Source organism: Pseudomonas citronellolis, assembly GCF_029335315.1.
GTDB classification, from domain to species: Bacteria; Pseudomonadota; Gammaproteobacteria; order Pseudomonadales; family Pseudomonadaceae; genus Pseudomonas; species Pseudomonas citronellolis_A.
The window spans coordinates 1-16,940 of the sequence record NZ_JARJLT010000276.1; the positions used below are offsets into that span (position 1 = coordinate 1).

15 protein-coding genes and 2 tRNA genes are annotated in these 16,940 nt (G+C 64.3%); all 17 read right to left on the reverse strand.

The annotated features are described in order from the left end of the window. Positions 1–16 precede the first annotated feature (16 nt). The 17 genes from P3W75_RS20660 to ftsH all read right to left on the reverse strand — a co-directional run bounded on the left by P3W75_RS20660 (position 17) and on the right by ftsH (position 16,824). Positions 17–214, reverse strand: coding sequence for a CsbD family protein (locus tag P3W75_RS20660; RefSeq protein WP_276229174.1), 198 nt, complete (start codon positions 212–214; stop codon positions 17–19). A gap of 52 nt (positions 215–266) precedes the next feature. Next, on the reverse strand, positions 267–617 hold the full coding sequence (locus P3W75_RS20665) for a BON domain-containing protein (protein ID WP_276229175.1): 351 nt from the start codon (positions 615–617) through the stop codon (positions 267–269). 196 nt (positions 618–813) lie between these two features. Continuing rightward, entirely contained in the window at positions 814–2,232 is a 1,419-nt protein-coding gene (locus P3W75_RS20670) for a hypothetical protein (RefSeq protein WP_276229176.1), read from the reverse strand. A 235-nt stretch (positions 2,233–2,467) separates the two neighbouring features. Continuing rightward, positions 2,468–4,573, reverse strand: a complete 2,106-nt coding sequence (gene pnp, locus P3W75_RS20675) for a polyribonucleotide nucleotidyltransferase (protein WP_276229177.1) — start codon at positions 4,571–4,573, stop codon at positions 2,468–2,470. A 168-nt stretch (positions 4,574–4,741) separates the two neighbouring features. Beyond that, positions 4,742–5,011, reverse strand: coding sequence for a 30S ribosomal protein S15 (rpsO, locus tag P3W75_RS20680; RefSeq protein ID WP_276229178.1), 270 nt, complete (start codon positions 5,009–5,011; stop codon positions 4,742–4,744). Positions 5,012–5,110: 99 nt separating this feature from the next. Further along, a complete protein-coding gene (truB, locus tag P3W75_RS20685; protein WP_276229179.1) occupies positions 5,111–6,025 on the reverse strand; it encodes a tRNA pseudouridine(55) synthase TruB in 915 nt (304 codons plus the stop codon). 3 nt (positions 6,026–6,028) lie between these two features. Further along, positions 6,029–6,421: a 30S ribosome-binding factor RbfA gene (rbfA, locus tag P3W75_RS20690; RefSeq protein ID WP_276229180.1), complete on the reverse strand. Its 393-nt coding sequence runs from the start codon at positions 6,419–6,421 to the stop codon at positions 6,029–6,031. Between the two features lie 103 nt (positions 6,422–6,524). Next, complete coding sequence (gene infB / locus P3W75_RS20695; RefSeq protein ID WP_276229181.1) at positions 6,525–9,062, reverse strand: translation initiation factor IF-2; 2,538 nt, start codon at positions 9,060–9,062, stop codon at positions 6,525–6,527. A 27-nt stretch (positions 9,063–9,089) separates the two neighbouring features. Further along, complete coding sequence (gene nusA / locus P3W75_RS20700) at positions 9,090–10,571, reverse strand: transcription termination factor NusA (protein ID WP_276229182.1); 1,482 nt, start codon at positions 10,569–10,571, stop codon at positions 9,090–9,092. A 46-nt stretch (positions 10,572–10,617) separates the two neighbouring features. Beyond that, the gene (rimP, locus tag P3W75_RS20705) at positions 10,618–11,076 is read right to left on the reverse strand and encodes a ribosome maturation factor RimP (protein WP_276229183.1); all 459 of its coding nucleotides are present in this window, start codon (positions 11,074–11,076) and stop codon (positions 10,618–10,620) included. Positions 11,077–11,204: 128 nt separating this feature from the next. Continuing rightward, positions 11,205–11,281: transfer RNA gene (locus P3W75_RS20710), tRNA-Met, on the reverse strand. A gap of 89 nt (positions 11,282–11,370) precedes the next feature. Continuing rightward, positions 11,371–11,456 (reverse strand) — tRNA-Leu (locus tag P3W75_RS20715). Positions 11,457–11,471: 15 nt separating this feature from the next. Next, positions 11,472–11,864 carry a preprotein translocase subunit SecG gene (secG, locus tag P3W75_RS20720; protein WP_276229184.1) on the reverse strand — a complete coding sequence of 131 codons (393 nt, stop codon included), beginning with the start codon at positions 11,862–11,864 and terminating at the stop codon, positions 11,472–11,474. 3 nt (positions 11,865–11,867) lie between these two features. Continuing rightward, complete coding sequence (gene tpiA / locus P3W75_RS20725; protein WP_276229185.1) at positions 11,868–12,623, reverse strand: triose-phosphate isomerase; 756 nt, start codon at positions 12,621–12,623, stop codon at positions 11,868–11,870. Between the two features lie 65 nt (positions 12,624–12,688). Continuing rightward, positions 12,689–14,029, reverse strand: a complete 1,341-nt coding sequence (gene glmM / locus P3W75_RS20730; RefSeq protein ID WP_276229186.1) for a phosphoglucosamine mutase — start codon at positions 14,027–14,029, stop codon at positions 12,689–12,691. A gap of 5 nt (positions 14,030–14,034) precedes the next feature. Next, on the reverse strand, positions 14,035–14,895 hold the full coding sequence (gene folP, locus P3W75_RS20735) for a dihydropteroate synthase (protein WP_276229187.1): 861 nt from the start codon (positions 14,893–14,895) through the stop codon (positions 14,035–14,037). 9 nt (positions 14,896–14,904) lie between these two features. Beyond that, the gene (ftsH, locus tag P3W75_RS20740; RefSeq protein ID WP_276229208.1) at positions 14,905–16,824 is read right to left on the reverse strand and encodes an ATP-dependent zinc metalloprotease FtsH; all 1,920 of its coding nucleotides are present in this window, start codon (positions 16,822–16,824) and stop codon (positions 14,905–14,907) included. Positions 16,825–16,940: the final 116 nt, after the last annotated feature.

Consider the following 16,940-nt stretch of genomic DNA (forward strand, 5'->3'; position numbering starts at 1 on the left):
GCGTGAATGGGGGCGGCTACAGGCGGTCGCTGAATTCGCGGACTTCCTTCTCGGCCCGCTCGCGGGTCCAGCCGTAACGCTCCTGCAGCTTGCCGACCAGGTATTCGGCGTGTCCATCCGCCGCCTGGACGTCGTCGTCGGTCAGCTTGCCCCACTTCTCCTTGAGGGTGCCCGACAGCTGCTTCCACTTGCCTTTGATCACATCGCTATTCATGAGGGGTACTCCTGTTCTGCGGGTGGGCCCGGCGATGCCGGGCCCAGGTGAATCAGTCCACAGCCTTCAGGCCGTCGGCGGAGACCGCGGTGACACCCTTGATGCCCTTGGCGGTCTGCACCGCCAGTTCACGCTCGGCGTCGGTCTTGACCGTACCGGACAGGGACACCACACCCTTGTTGGTTTCCACCTTGATGCTGGTGCCGCTGATGTCCTTGTTGGCGATCAGGCTGGATTTCACCTTGCTGGTGATCCAGGTATCGGAAACCGCTTCCTCGGTCTTCTGCACGGTGTCGTTCGCCGCCAGGGTGGTCGGTTGCGCGAACACCGAATTGGCGAACGAGAAGCTCAGGGCGGTAGCGGTGGCAGCGGCAAGGGCCAGTTTGCTGAAACGGTGTTTCATGGCGATCTCTCCTGTACTTGGCGAAGGACTGCGGCCATTCCTGGCGGCAGTTGCACAAGGGATATCGCAAGCATCGGGCCAGCTTCTAAATATCGAATAAATAGTTAAATTTCAATTAGTTAAGCAAAAATGAGAAAGCCGAACCACAGGCAAATTGCACAGTGCGGCCCAACGCGCCGTGCAATTTGCATGAGCCTTATCCGCCGGCGGCGGCCATCTTCTGCAGCACCCGCTCCAGGCTCGCCACCTCGTCCTGCAGCGGGCTCTGCGGATAGCGTTGGCGGATGAAGGCCAGCAGCTTGGTCGCCGGCTCGATCTGCCCAAGGCCCTCTGCGAAGCCGCGCGCGGCGAGCAGGTAGGCGCGGGGGATGTGCGGATAGTCCGGGAAGCGCTGGTGCAGGTTACGCAGCAGGCTCAGGGCCTCACGGACCTTGTGCCGCTGCAGCAGCACCTGGGCGATGCGCTCGCAGGCCTCGGGTTCGGCCGGCAGGTAGTCGGCCTGCAACTGCCGCGCGTTGAGCAGGGCGTTGGCGGCCAGCTGCGGGTTCTGCGCGCTGGCCATCGGCAGGTAGCGCGCCAGGTGCGTCAGGCAGTCCTCGCGCAGGTTCAGGCCATACAACAGCTGGTGGTAGCGCTCGTTCAGGCGCAGGTCGGCCGGGTCCTGGCGCAAGGCGGCGCTGAGCGTTTCCACCGCCGCGCCGCCCTGCCCTTCCTTGACCCGCACCTCGGCCTCGGCCAGCGCGCGACGACGGCGCCATTCAGCCTCGGGAAAACCTTCGGCGGCATCGTCGCCGGCCACCGCGTAGCCCAGCGCGCCCTGGTACTGGAACACCGCGTAGCCCATCATCGCGCTGGTGACCACGCTGAAGTAGCCGAGCAAGCCGAACAGCACCGGCAGCAGCACCACCTTGGGCAGTCCCAGGCCCAGCAGGCCGGCCAGGTACAGCGGCGACTGCCCGAGCATGAACAGGAATACGCAGAGGATCAGGTAGCGCCAGCCCATGGCGGCGATCACCTGGCCGACTTCCAGCGGGCTGAGCGCGGCACCGAGGGTCTTGTCCAGGGCCAGGCGGATGATGCTTGCCGGCAGAACCAGCACCAGGGCCACGACCGCCACCCAGAACACCGAAGGGTTATCGAAGTCCGTGGCCAGCCAGAGCACCACCCCGGCCACGGCGAACACCGCCAGTTGCCGCCAGAAGGCGCCGAAACTGTCGAGGGCGAACGCCTGCCCGAGACCGGGCGCTTCGTTGCCGCCCAGGCTCGCGGCCTCGATCACGCTGTGCAGGTATTTGGTGGCGACGCTGAACAGGGCGACCTGCAGGATCAGCATGCGCGGCATGAACAGGCAGGCCAGCGCCAGGAGCGCGGCGAACAGCAGCGGGCCGGGTTGCAGGGCGTAGGCAAAGAACTTCGGCAGGCGCTCCCAGAACGGCTGCGCGCTGTTGGCCGCGCCCAGGTACTGCAAGCCGTTGCGGCACAACGGGCAGGCCGGCGCGTACTCCGGTGCCTCGGCGTTGAGCGGCACGCAGCAGTCGCCGTAGTGGCGCTGGCAGGGCGCGCAATGCCAGGTCGCAGGCTGCGCCTGGTGGTAGTGGCAGTGATGCTTGTCCATGAGCCGTGGGGATTCCTTCCGTAGTGGCTAGCCGCCATTTTCCAGGCAAAAAAAGAGGGCCCGCAAGGGGCCCTCTTTCATTTCGCTACGGCTTGGAATCTGTTCACGATCTCGCGAGCTAGAGCAGAACAAGGCAAAAACAGGTGAGGGAGCGCAGTTTAGACAGCTAAATGAGCATCACTCGCCTGTTTTTAACGCCGTTCTGCCGACGCGCAGCAGATCGTGGGCAGGTTCCTTAGACGCCGGAGGCTTCTGCAGCAGCTACGTCCTTGATGGACAGCTTGATGCGGCCACGGTTGTCGACGTCGAGGACCAGGACTTTGACTTCCTCGCCTTCCTTGAGGACGTCGGTGACCTTGTCGATGCGCTTGTCGCTGATTTGCGAGATGTGCACCAGACCGTCCTTGCCCGGCAGGATGTTGACGAAGGCGCCGAAGTCGACGATGCGCTCGACCTTGCCGACGTAGATCTTGCCGATCTCAGCTTCCGCGGTGATACCCAGGACGCGCTGCTTGGCGGCCTCGGCGGCTTCCTTGGTTTCGCCGTAGATCTTCACGCTGCCATCGTCCTCGATGTCGATCGAGGCCTTGGTCTCTTCGCAGATGCCGCGGATGGTGGCGCCGCCCTTGCCGATGACGTCGCGGATCTTGTCCGGATCGATCTTCATCATCAGCATGGTCGGGGCGTTTTCCGACAGCTCGGCGCGCGGCTGGGCGATGACCTGGTTCATCTGGCCGAGGATGTTCAGGCGCGCTTCCAGAGCCTGCTCCAGGGCGATCTCCATGATCTCTTCGGTGATGCCGTTGATCTTGATGTCCATCTGCAGGGCGGTGACGCCCTTGTCGGTACCGGCGACCTTGAAGTCCATGTCGCCCAGGTGGTCTTCGTCACCCAGGATGTCGGTCAGGACGGCGAACTTGTCACCTTCCTTGACCAGGCCCATGGCGATACCGGCGACCGGCGCGCGAACCGGCACGCCGGCGTCCATCAGCGCCAGGGAGGCGCCGCACACGGAAGCCATGGAGCTGGAACCGTTGGACTCGGTGATTTCGGAAACCACGCGGATGGTGTAGGGGAACTGCTCTTGCGACGGCAGCATGGCCGCGACGCTGCGACGTGCCAGACGGCCGTGGCCGATTTCACGACGGCCCGGGCTGCCCATGCGGCCGCACTCGCCCACCGAGAACGGGGGGAAGTTGTAGTGCAGCATGAAGGGGTCTTTGCGCTCGCCTTCGAGGGTATCGAGCAGCTGGGCGTCACGGGCGGTGCCGAGGGTGGCGACGACCAGGGCCTGGGTTTCACCGCGGGTGAACAGGGCCGAGCCGTGGGTCTTGCCGAGCACGCCGACTTCGATTTTCAGCGGGCGCACGGTGCGGGTGTCGCGACCGTCGATACGCGGCTTGCCGTTGACGATGTTCTCGCGAACGGTGCGGTATTCCAGCAGACCGAACACGTCCTTGACTTCGCCGGCCGGGAACTGGCCTTCGCCTTCACCGGCGAACTTGGCGACGATTTCCTCGCGCAGGGCGTCCAGGGCCGCGTAGCGGTCCTGTTTGACGGTGACGGTGTAGGCTTCGGAGATGGCAGCACCGAACTCGGCCTTGATGGCGTTGACCAGGGCGGAGTTCTCGACCGGAGCGCTCCAGTTCCAGGTCGGCTTGCCGGCTTCGGTAGCCAGCTCGGCGACGGCGCGGATGACCGACTGGAATTCTTCGTGGGCGAACAGCACGGCGCCCAGCATCTGGTCTTCGGTCAGCTCGTCGGCTTCGGATTCAACCATCAGTACGGCGTCGGAGGTACCGGCCACGACCATGTCGAGGCTGGAGCTCTGCAGTTGCTCGTAGGTGGGGTTGAGGATGTAGCCGATTTCCGGGTGGAAGCCGACACGGGCGGCGCCGATCGGGCCGGCGAACGGAATGCCGGAGATCGCCAGGGCGGCGGAGGTGCCGATCATGGCGGCGATGTCCGGATCGGACTTCTTGTTGGTCGAAACGACGGTGCAGACGACCTGCACTTCGTTCATGAAACCTTCGGGGAACAGCGGACGGATCGGACGGTCGATCAGGCGCGAGGTCAGGGTCTCTTTCTCGGAAGGACGGCCTTCACGCTTGAAGAAACCACCGGGGATGCGGCCGGCTGCGTAGGTCTTTTCCTGGTAGTGCACGGACAGCGGGAAGAAGCCCTTGTTCGGGTCGGCCTGCTTGGCACCGACGACGGTGACCAGCACGGTGACGTCGTCCATGGTGACCAGAACGGCGCCGGTGGCCTGGCGGGCGATGCGGCCGGTCTCGAGGGTTACGGTCGATTGACCGAACTGGAATTTCTTGGTTACCGGGTTCACGGTGTCTTTACCTTCGCTTTAGTTGCCTTGGGGGAAATTGTGGAAATGCCGGGAGTCGGACCCGATGCGATTCCCTAAAAAGCGAGAAGCCGGGAGCCCGAAGTCGATGGGCGGTTCGCACCGTCCATCAACTCCCGACTCCCAGCTTCCCACTTCAGGCTTGCCGTCTTAGCGACGCAGGCCCAGGCGACCGATCAGGGTGCTGTAACGAGCGGTGTCCTTGTTCTTCAGGTAGTCCAGCAGCTTGCGGCGCTGGTTGACCATGCGGATCAGACCACGACGGGAGTGGTGATCTTTGCCGTTGGCCTTGAAGTGGTCCTGCAGCTTGTTGATGTTGGCGGACAGCAGTGCAACCTGCACTTCCGGAGAACCGGTGTCGCCTTCAGCTTGCTTGTACTCGTTAACGATCTGGGCTTTCTCTTGGACGCTCAGTGCCATGATGGGCTTTCCTCTGAGGTAACAGGCCAGGGACTATTCCCTGTGTTCATAAAGGAGGTGTGACCGTGCCTGTTGACAGCCACCCTCGGGTTTCCGGCCTTACGACCGAATCAGTCGACGCGGCGCTATGCGCCCGTCGTCGGTCATTTCACCGATACCGATGAAACGACCTTCGTGATCTTGCACCCGCATCATGCCGAATTTCGGCGCCTCGGGTGCGCGCACCGGTTGCCCGTGCAACCAGTAGTAGGCGCTGTGCTCGGACAGCTGCAGCAGCGGCCAGTGCTCCAGGCCGGCGTCCACCGGCAGCAGGAAGCGGTCGAGGGCTTCGTTGCCACCCTCGGCGTGGGCCTGCTCGAGCTCCTCCAGTGTCACCGCCTGGGCCAGCCCGAAGGGCCCGGCCTGGGTCCGGCGCAATGCCGCGACGTGGGCGCCACACCCCAGCTCACGGCCGATGTCCTCGACCAGCGTGCGGATATAGGTGCCCTTGCTGCAGGAAACGGCCATGGTGGCGCAGGGCGCCTCGAAGGCCAGCAGTTCCAGGCGCGCAATAGTAACAGAACGCGCCTCGCGCTCCACTACCTCTCCCGCGCGGGCCAGCTTGTACAAAGGCTGGCCATCCTTCTTCAGTGCCGAATACATCGGCGGCACCTGCTCTATCTCGCCACGGAAGCGCGGCAGCACGGCCTCCAGGGCCTCCCGACCGACGGTCACCTGGCGCTCCTCGACGACCTCACCCTCGGCGTCGCCGGTGGTGGTGGTGACGCCCAGCTGGGCCACGGTCTCGTAGCCCTTGTCGGCGTCCAGCAGGTACTGGGAGAACTTGGTCGCCTCGCCGAAGCACAGCGGCAGCACGCCGGTGGCCAGGGGGTCGAGGCTGCCGGTGTGCCCGGCCTTCTCGGCGTTGAGCAGCCAGCGCACTTTCTGCAGGGCCTGGTTGGAACTCATGCCGCGCGGCTTGTCGAGCACCAGCACACCATTGACCGCTCGGCGGATACGCTTCACCTGGGCCACGCGTTACTCCTCGGAACCGCCGCCACCGTGGCGACGATCTTCCGCCACCGCGCGTTCGATCAGCGCCGACAGCTCGGCGCCGCGACGGATGCTGGCGTCATAGCTGAAATGCAGCTGGGGCACGGTGCGCAGCTTCATCGCCTTGCCCAGCAGCATGCGCAGGAAGCCCGCGGCGTCGTTGAGGATCGAGGTGTTCTGCTTGATCACCTCGGCGTTGTCGTCCTGGCCCATCACGGTGACGAACACCTTGGCGTGGGACAGGTCGCGCGCGACGTCGACGCCGGTGATGGTCACCAGGCCCAGGCGCGGATCCTTGACCTCGCGCTGGATCAGCAGCGCCAGTTCGCGTTGCATCTGATCGCCGATACGCTGGGTACGGCTGTACTCTTTTGCCATTTTCCTAACCTGCTTCCGGTGAGCCACGGCCACCGGACGAATAAGCGGCAAACGCCCGGATCAGCAAGGCTGACCCGGGCGCTGCGTTCACGCTCGTCTGCCCTTACAGGGTACGAGCGACTTCGACCTTCTCGAATACTTCGATCTTGTCGCCGACGCGAACGTCGTTGTAACTCTTCACGCCGATACCGCATTCCATGCCGGCACGGACTTCGGAGACGTCGTCCTTGAAGCGGCGCAGCGATTCCAGCTCGCCCTCGAAGATCACCACGTCGTCGCGCAGTACGCGGATCGGACGGTTGCGGTGCACCAGACCCTCGGTGACCATGCAGCCGGCGACCGCGCCGAACTTCGGCGAACGGAACACGTCACGCACTTCGGCGATACCCAGGATGTTCTCGCGGACATCGCTGCCGAGCATGCCGGTCAGGGCTTTCTTGACGTCTTCGATGATGTCGTAGATCACGTTGTAGTAACGCATGTCCAGGCCTTCGGCCTCGACGATCTTGCGCGCACCGGCGTCGGCACGGACGTTGAAGCCGAACAGCACCGCGTTGGAGGCCAGCGCCAGGTTGGCGTCGGACTCGGTGATGCCACCGACGCCGCCGCCGACCACGCGAACCTGGACTTCTTCGTTGCCCAGGCCGGTGAGCGAACCTTGCAGGGCCTCGAGAGAACCACGAACGTCGGCCTTGAGCACGATGTTGAGGGTCTTCTTCTCGTCCTGGCCCATGTTCTCGAAGATGTTCTCGAGCTTGCCGGCCTGCTGGCGAGCCAGCTTGACCTCGCGGAACTTGCCCTGGCGGAACAGCGCGACTTCGCGGGCCTTCTTCTCGTCGGCGACCACGGTCATCTCGTCACCGGAATCCGGGGTGCCGTCCAGGCCGAGGATCTCGACCGGGATGGACGGGCCGGCTTCCTTGATCGGCTTGCCGTTCTCGTCGAGCATCGCACGGACGCGGCCGTAGTTGACGCCGACCAGGACCATGTCGCCCTGACGCAGGGTGCCGTCCTGGACCAGCACGGTGGCTACCGGGCCACGGCCCTTGTCCAGGCGCGATTCGACCACCACGCCACGGCCCGGGGCCGACGGAGTGGCTTTGAGTTCCAGCAGTTCGGCCTGCAGCAGTACAGCTTCGAGCAGTTCGTCGACGCCGGTACCCATTTTCGCCGAAACCGGTACGTAGGGAGCGTCGCCGCCCCACTCTTCCGGGATCACATCCAGCGCGGCGAGGCCGTTCTTGATGTTGTCCGGGTTGGCGTCCGGCTTGTCCATCTTGTTCACCGCGACCACGATCGGCACGCCAGCCGCTTTCGCGTGCTGCACGGCTTCCTGGGTCTGCGGCATCACGCCGTCGTCCGCCGCCACCACCAGGATGACGATGTCGGTCGCCTGGGCGCCACGGGCACGCATCGCGGTGAACGCGGCGTGGCCGGGGGTGTCGAGGAAGGTGACCATGCCGCGGTCGGTTTCCACGTGGTAGGCGCCGATGTGCTGGGTGATGCCGCCGGCTTCGCCAGCCGCCACCTTGGCACGACGGATGTAGTCGAGCAGCGAGGTCTTGCCGTGGTCGACGTGGCCCATAACGGTCACGACCGGCGCGCGGGATACCGCCTCGCCTTCGAACTTCAGCGACTCGGCCAGTTGCTCTTCCAGGGCGTTCTCGCTGACCAGCTTGACCTTGTGGCCGAATTCCTCGGCGACCAGTTGGGCGGTCTCTTGATCGAGCACCTGGTTGATGGTCACCGGGCTGCCCATCTTGAACATGAACTTGACCACGTCGGCGCCTTTCACCGCCATCTGCTGGGCCAGTTCGGCCACGGTGATGGTCTCGCCAATGCTCACTTCACGCACGATGGGTCCTGTCGGGCTCTGGAACCCGTGCTGGTTGCGCTTCTTCAGCTTGGTCTTGCCGCGGCCACCGCCACGACGGCCGTAGCCATCCTCGTCGTCGCCACCGGAACGCACCACGCGCGGCGCGGTGGTCTTTTCCTTTTCCTTGACCGACGGGCGATGCTGGGCATGCTTGCGGTCACGACGATCGTCCTCGTCGCTGCGCTTGGGCGCACGACGCTCTTCTTCCTTCTTGCGCTCGACGCCAGCCGGGGTCGCCGGAGCGGCGGCCGGGGCCACGGTCGCGGCGACCGGCGCCGGAGCTTCGGCGGCGACAGGCGCCGACTCGCCCTGGGACGGGGCGCTCTCGGCCTGGCGGCGCGCGGCGTCTTCGGCCTGGCGACGGGCTTCGGCTTCGGCCTTCTGACGGGCCTCTTCCTCGGCCTTCAGGCGTACGGCCTCTTCGGCGGCGCGCTGCTCTTCCAGCTCGCGCTGGCGCTCGGCCTCGATCTCGTCGGGGCTGCGCTTGACGTAGGTTTTCTTCTTGCGAACCTCGACGCTCACCGTCTTGCTGCCAGCCACGCGGATGGTGGAGGTGGTCTTACGCTGCAGGGTGATCTTGCGCGGTTCTTCCAGGCGATCGCCATGGCTACCCTTCAGGTGCGCCAGCAGAGCCTGCTTTTCGTTATCGGTCACTACCTGCTCCGCACTGCTGTGCGGCAGGCCCGCCTCGCGCATCTGCTGCAGCAGGCGCTCGACTGGCGTATCGACCGTTTTGGCCAGTTCTTTCACCGTGACTTGCGTCATGCATTTCTCTCCTCAGGCCGCGAATGCTTACTCGAACCAATGGGCCCGGGCGGCCATGATCAACTTGCCGGCACGCTCTTCGTCCATGCCGTCGATGTCGAGCAGGTCGTCGATAGACTGCTCGGCAAGATCTTCACGGGTGGTTACGCCACGCAGTACCAGGTCCAAGGCCAGCTCTTTGGTCATGCCATCGAGGCTGAGCAGGTCTTCGGCCGGTTGAGCGTCGGCAAGTTTTTCCTCGGTCGCGATGGCTTTGGTCAGCAGGCGGTCCTTGGCGCGCGAACGCAGCTCGTTGACGATGTCTTCGTCAAAACCGTCGATGCTGAGCATCTCTTCCATCGGTACGTAGGCGATTTCTTCCAGGGTGGTGAAGCCTTCCTCGACCAGAACCTGCGCCAGCTCTTCATCGACATCGAGCTCGTCGACGAAGCGCTGCAGGATGTCGCCGGTCTCGGCCTGCTGCTTGGCCTGGATGTCGGCCTCGGTCATCACGTTCAGCGTCCAGCCGGTCAGCTGGCTGGCCAGGCGAACGTTCTGGCCGCTACGGCCGATGGCCTGGGCCAGGTTGTCCTCGGCGACGGCGATATCCATGGTGTGGGTATCTTCGTCGACGATGATCGCCGCCACTTCGGCCGGAGCCATGGCGTTGATGACGAACTGCGCGGGGTTGTCGTCCCACAGGACGATGTCCACACGCTCGCCGCCCAGTTCGCCGGATACGGCCTGGACGCGCGAACCGCGCATGCCGATGCAGGCGCCCTGCGGGTCGATGCGTTTGTCCTTGGAGCGTACCGCGATCTTGGCGCGCGAACCCGGGTCACGAGCGGCGGCCATGACATCGATCAGTTGCTCGGCGATTTCCGGCACTTCGATGCGGAACAGCTCGATCAGCATTTCCGGCGCGGTGCGCGACAGGACCAGTTGCGGACCACGGTTCTCGCTGCGGATTTCCTTGAGCAGGGCACGCACGCGGGTGCCGACGCGGAAGGTTTCGCGCGGGATGATCTGGTCGCGGGCCAGCAGCGCTTCGGCGTTGTTGCCGAGGTCGACGATGACGTTGTCGCGGGTGACCTTCTTGACGGTACCGGAGATGATCTCGCCGACCTTCTCACGGTAGGCGTCGACCACCTGGGCGCGCTCGGCCTCGCGGACCTTCTGCACGATGACCTGCTTGGCGGTCTGAGCGGCGATGCGGCCGAACTCGATGGACTCGATCTTCTCTTCGATGACGTCGCCGGCCTTGGTGCCCGGGTGGCTTTCCGCTACGTCGTCGACGGTCAGTTCGGCAGCCGGGTTGGAGTAGTCTTCGTCCTCGACCACGGTCCAGCGACGGAAGGTGTCGTAGTTGCCGTTGGCGCGGTTGATCTGCACGCGCAGGTCGACCTCGTCCTCGAAACGCTTCTTGGTGGCGGTCGCCAGTGCCAGTTCCAGCGCTTCGAAAATCACGCCGGGCGGTACGCCCTTCTCGTTGGATACCGACTCAACAACCAGCAGTACTTCTTTGCTCATCGTACGCCTCGCCTTTCAATCCATTGGAATCCGCTTGGTTGGCGGCTCACTCAAATCGGGGAATGATGTTGGCCTTATCGATCGAATCGATCGGCAGCAGGTACTCGTGGTCATCCACCAGAACCACCACGTCCTGCTCCTCCACTGCGCGGAGGATGCCCTGGAAGTTGCGGCGCCGTTCGAAAGGCACGCGCAGCTTGATCTTCACTTGCTCGCCAACGTAGCGGGCGAACTGTTCGAGGGTGAACAGCGGGCGATCCATACCCGGGGAGGAAACCTCCAGGGTGTACTCGCCACTGATCGGGTCCTCGACATCGAGTACGCCACTGACCTGACGACTGACCGCTTCGCAATCCTCGATCAGGATGCCCTCGGCCTTGTCGATATACACTCGCAGCAGGGAATGACGTCCCTGGGACAGGAACTCGAGGCCCCAGCACTCGTAGCCGAGCGCCTCTACTACAGGGGCCAGCAAGGCCTGCAACTGTTCTAGCTTGCTCGACACCTGATCGCCTCGCGTATGCCGTAGAAACGAAAAATGGGCGAAACGCCCATCCCTAAAGGGCCGCCCTGGATCGGCGGCGCGGACTGTCCAGCTAGCAAAAAGCCCCTGAAAAGGGGCTCTGCCATAACTGGTTGCGGGAGCTGGATTTGAACCAACGACCTTCGGGTTATGAGCCCGACGAGCTACCAGACTGCTCCATCCCGCGTCAAAGCTGGTGCAAAATTATACGGTTACACCCTAATCAGGTCAACCGATGCACCGGAAACGAAAGCCCCGCATGCGGGGCTTCGTATATGGTACCGAGGAGGGGACTCGAACCCCTACAGCCTATGGCCACTACCACCTCAAGGTAGCGTGTCTACCAATTCCACCACCTCGGCAAAAACTCTTGCCTCTTACTTCTGCTCAGGAGCTGCCGGAACGTCACCGTTACCAGCCGCCGGGGCTTGTTGCTGCCCTTGGGTCGCCGGCACATCTGAGGTTGCCGGGGCCTTCTCCTGCTTCTGCTCCATCACTGCCGGATCAGGAAGTCCGATGTGACGTATCATATCAGCTTTTTCTTTAGCGAAATACGCTAAACCCAAGCTAGTAATGAAAAAAATTGCAGCCAGTACAGCAGTAAAACGACTAAGGAAGGTTGCGGAGCCCTGGCTACCGAAAACGGTACCCGAAGCGCCGGAGCCGAAGGAGGCACCAGCATCCGCACCTTTACCATGCTGCAGCAGGACCAGTACAACCAGACCCAGCGCCATCAGCAGGTGAATCACGATCACAACTGTTTCCAGCATCTTTTAGCTTCCCGCGGCGCGACAGATCGCACCGAACTCATCCGCATTCAGGGAGGCGCCACCAATCAGGCCCCCATCGATGTCCGGCATGCCGAACAGCTCGACCGCATTCGCCGCCTTGACGCTACCGCCATAAAGCAGGCGAACCCCGCGGGCGACCTCGGCATTTTCTGCCGCCAATTGCGCACGGATGGCCGCATGTACTTCCTGGGCTTGCTCAGGCGAGGCGGTCAGCCCCGTCCCGATTGCCCACACGGGCTCGTAAGCCACAACGGCGCGGGAAAAAGCCCCAACGCCCAAATCTTCTATTACCGAACCCAGCTGACGCCCCACGACTTCCAGGGTCTTGCCGGCTTCGCGCTGCTCGCGGCTCTCGCCCACGCACAGCACCGGAATCAGACCACAGGACTGCGCCGCTGCGAACTTGCGACTGATGACACCATCGCTTTCACCGAGGATCTGGCGGCGCTCGGAGTGCCCTACCAGAACCAGGGAGCAACCGGCATCGGCCAGCTGGCTCGCAGCAACTTCACCCGTGAGGGCACCTTGCATCGGCTCGACTGCGCAGTTCTGCGCACCAACCGCAACCGACTTGCCATCCAGCCCTTGCAGGACCTGGTTGATGTACAGACAGGGCGGCAGAACCGCCACGTCGACACCTGTTGGCAGAGCCAGTTGTCGCAGGCCTTTGATCAGCTCCGCAACACTGGAGCGGGTACCGTGCATTTTCCAGTTCCCGGCCACTAAGGGTCGACGCATGCTGTACCTCGCTGAGCAAAGTGGGCGCAGATGTTACTCGACAGAAATCAGACTGACAAGAGAAATCAAGCACATACCTCGGTTACGACCTTCGCCAGCTGTTCGGCGTAGGCGCGCACCCGGGTTTCCTCGTCGCCTTCGACCATCACCCGCACCAGCGGCTCGGTCCCCGACTTGCGCAGCAGCACGCGACCGCGGCCGGCCATGCTCTCGGTGACCCGCGCGCAGGCTTCCTTGACCGCCGGGTGCTCGATGGGGTCCACGTCGCCGCGCTGGTAGCGCACATTGATCAGGATCTGCGGGAACTTGCGGATGCCCTGGCGCGCTTCGGCCAGGGTCTGGCCACGACTCTTGAGCGCCATCAGCACCTGCAGCGCGGCGATGATCGCATCGCCGGTGGTGGTGTGCTGGGCGCAGACCACGTGCCCGGAGTTCTCGCCACCCAGCTGCCAGCCGCGATCGAGCATCTCGGCCATCACGTAACGGTCGCCGACCTTGGCGCGGGTGAAGGGAATCTGCAGCTCGCCCAGGGCCAGCTCCAGGCCCAGGTTGCTCATCAGGGTGCCCACCACCCCGCCCTGCAGGCGATTGCGTTCCTGCATGTCGCGGGCGATGAGGTAGAGGATCTCGTCGCCATCCACCACGGCCCCGGTATGGTCGACCATCATCACCCGGTCGCCGTCGCCATCGAAGGCGATGCCCATGTCCGCATGCTCGTCGATCACCGCCGCCTGCAGCGCCGCCACATGGGTGGAACCGCAGTTGTCGTTGATGTTCAGGCCGTTGGGCTGCACGCCGATGACCGACACCTGCGCGCCCAGCTCACGGAACACGCTGGGCGCAACCTTGTAGGTGGCGCCATGGGCGCAGTCGATCACCAGGCGCAGGCCGGCGAAGTCGGTGCTGCTCGGCACGCTGCTCTTGCAGAATTCGATGTAGCGCCCGGCGGCGTCGTTGATCCGCGACACCTTGCCCAGGCGCGCCGAGTCGACCACCGTCATCGGTGTATCGATCAGCTCTTCGATCATCAGTTCGACGTCATCGGGCAGCTTGGTGCCCTGACCGGAGAAGAACTTAATGCCGTTGTCGTCGTGCGGGTTGTGCGAGGCACTGATGACGATACCGGCTTCGGCGTGGAAGGTGCGGGTCAGGTAGGCGATGCCCGGCGTGGGCATCGGGCCCAGCAGCATCACGTCGGCGCCGGCGGCGGACAGGCCAGCCTCCAGGGCCGACTCGAACATGTAGCCGGAAATCCGCGTATCCTTGCCGACTAGCACGCGGCACTTGCCCTGCTGACGGAAAGCCATGCCCACGGCCCAACCCAGCTTGAGCACGAAGTCAGGGGTGATCGGCGGCGTACCAACCCGGCCACGAATGCCGTCGGTACCGAAATATTTCCTGCTCATGCTCTCTATCCTTCTTCTTTGGCTTGTTCCACGGCATCGATCATGCGGACCACGTCCGCCGTCTCGGCGACATCGTGCACGCGAATGATGCGCGCACCCTTGGTCACCGCCAGCGCCGCCAGCGCCAGGCTGCCGTACAGGCGTTCGCCCACTTCGCGCCCCAGGGCGCGACCGATCATGCTCTTGCGCGACACTCCGACCAGCAGCGGGCAGCCGAGTTCAAGCAGCCGCTCCATGCGCTGGAACAGCACCAGGTTGTGCGCCTGGGTCTTGGCGAAGCCGAAGCCCGGGTCGAGCACCAGGCGCTCGCGGGGAATGCCCGCCGCCTCGCAGACCGCCATGCGCTCGACGAGGAAGTCACGCACCTCGGCGAGGATGTCCGGGTACTGCGGGTCGTCCTGCATGTTGCTCGGCTCGCCACGCATGTGCATCAGGCACACCGCCAGCCCGCTATCCACCGCCGCGTCCAGGGCGCCGTCGCGCTGCAGCGAGCGCACGTCGTTGATCAGGCCGGCGCCCAGGCGCGCCGTTTCGCGCATCACCGCGGGCGTCGAGGTGTCCACGGAGATCACCACGTCCAGCTCGCGAGCGATGGCCTCGACCACCGGGGCAACCCGCTCGAGCTCCTCGGTCGGCGTTACCAGGCGAGCGCCGGGCCGGGTGGACTCGCCACCCACGTCGATCAGCGTCGCGCCAGCCTCGACCATCCGCGCAGCGTGGCGCAGCGCCTGGTCCTGCTGGTTGAAACGCCCACCGTCGGAGAAGGAGTCCGGGGTAACGTTGAGGATCCCCATGACATGGGTGCGCTTTAAATCAAGAACCCGGTTGCCGCAAGGCAACCGGGTCGGGTACAGCTCGAAACTCATTGAGTGATCTCAGTGCTCGCCGGCCGGCCCGCCGATGGGGTTTTCCTTGCGCCCGCCGTCATCGCGGCTGGCGCTGGGGGTGCCGGTGGAACCGGAGCCGCCGCCCTGCCAGTCACGCGGCTCGCGCGGTTCGCGGCCGGACATGATGTCGTCGATCTGGTCGGCGTCGATGGTTTCGTACTTCATCAGCGCGTCGGCCATCATGTCCAGCTTGTCGCGATTCTCTTCCAGCAGGCGTTTGGCCGTGCCGTAGCAATCGTCGATGATGCGCCGGACTTCCTGGTCGATCAGCTTGGCGGTCTCGCCGGAAACGTTGGCGTGCTGGCTGCCGGCGCTGCGGCCGAGGAACACCTCGCCCTCTTCTTCGGCGTACATCAGCGGGCCGAGTTTCTCCGACAGGCCCCACTTGGTGACCATGTTCCGCGCCAGCTGGGTGGCACGCATGATGTCGTTGGAAGCGCCGGTGGTGACGCCCTCGAAGCCCAGGGTCATCTCTTCCGCGATGCGCCCGCCGAACAGCGAGCAGATCTGGCTTTCCAGGGCGCGCTTGGACAGGCTGTAGCGATCCTCCTCGGGGAGGAACATGGTCACGCCCAGGGCGCGGCCACGCGGGATGATGGAAACCTTGTAGACCGGGTCGTGCTCCGGCACCAGGCGGCCGACGATGGCGTGGCCGGCCTCGTGGAAGGCGGTGTTCTTCTTCTCCTTCTCGGACATGACCATGGTCTTGCGCTCGGCGCCCATCATGATCTTGTCCTTGGCCAGCTCGAACTCACGCATGTCGACGATGCGCTTGTTGGCGCGAGCGGCGAACAGCGAGGCCTCGTTGACCAGGTTGGCCAGGTCGGCACCGGAGAAGCCCGGCGTGCCGCGGGCGATCACCGCGGCGTCGACGTTGTCGCCGAGCGGGACCTTGCGCATGTGCACCTTGAGGATCTGCTCGCGGCCACGGATGTCCGGCAGGCCGACCACCACCTGGCGGTCGAAGCGGCCCGGGCGCAGCAGCGCCGGGTCGAGCACATCCGGACGGTTGGTCGCGGCGATGACGATGATGCCATCGTTCATCTCGAAGCCGTCCATCTCCACCAGCAACTGGTTGAGGGTCTGCTCGCGCTCGTCGTGACCGCCGCCCAGGCCGGCGCCACGATGGCGGCCGACGGCGTCGATCTCGTCGATGAAAATGATGCAGGGCGCGTGTTTCTTGGCCTGGTCGAACATGTCGCGCACGCGGGACGCACCCACGCCGACGAACATCTCGACGAAGTCGGAACCGGAGATGGTGAAGAACGGCACCTTGGCCTCACCCGCGATGGCCTTGGCCAGCAGGGTCTTGCCGGTACCGGGCGGGCCGACCATCAGCACGCCGCGCGGGATGCGACCGCCCAGGCGCTGGAACTTGCCGGGGTCGCGGAGGAATTCGACCAGTTCGCTGACCTCTTCCTTGGCCTCGTCGCAACCGGCGACGTCGGCGAAGGTGGTCTTCACCTGGTCCTCGGAGAGCAGGCGCGCCTTGCTCTTGCCGAAGCTCATCGGGCCGCCGCGGCCACCGCCGCCGCCCTGCATCTGGCGCATGAAGAACATGAACACGGCGATGATCACGAGGATCGGGAAGCTCGCCACCAGCAGCTGGGTCCAGATGCTCTGCTGCTCGGGCTGCTTGCCTTCGACGACCACGTTGTTGTTGACCAGGTCACCGATCAGGCCGTTGTCCTGGATCGCCGGGCGAATGGTCTTGAAGCTGTCCCCATCCTGACGCTTGCCGGTGATCACGTAGCCGTCGACGGTAACCCGCTCGACCTTGCCTTCCTTCACCTGCTGGATGAAGTCCGAGTAGTTGAGCGTCTGCGGCTCGCTCGGGCTGGAGAAGTTGTTCATCACGGTGACCAGGACCGCCGCGATGATCAACCACAGGATCAGGTTCTTTGCCATGTCGTTCAATTGACTACCCTCTGAAGCCGGCTCCGCCCTGGAAACCGCTTCACACGACGGCCAGACTCCTTCCGGCCAAATTACTACACATCCCCTAGCGGCGTAGGAGGCGTCTG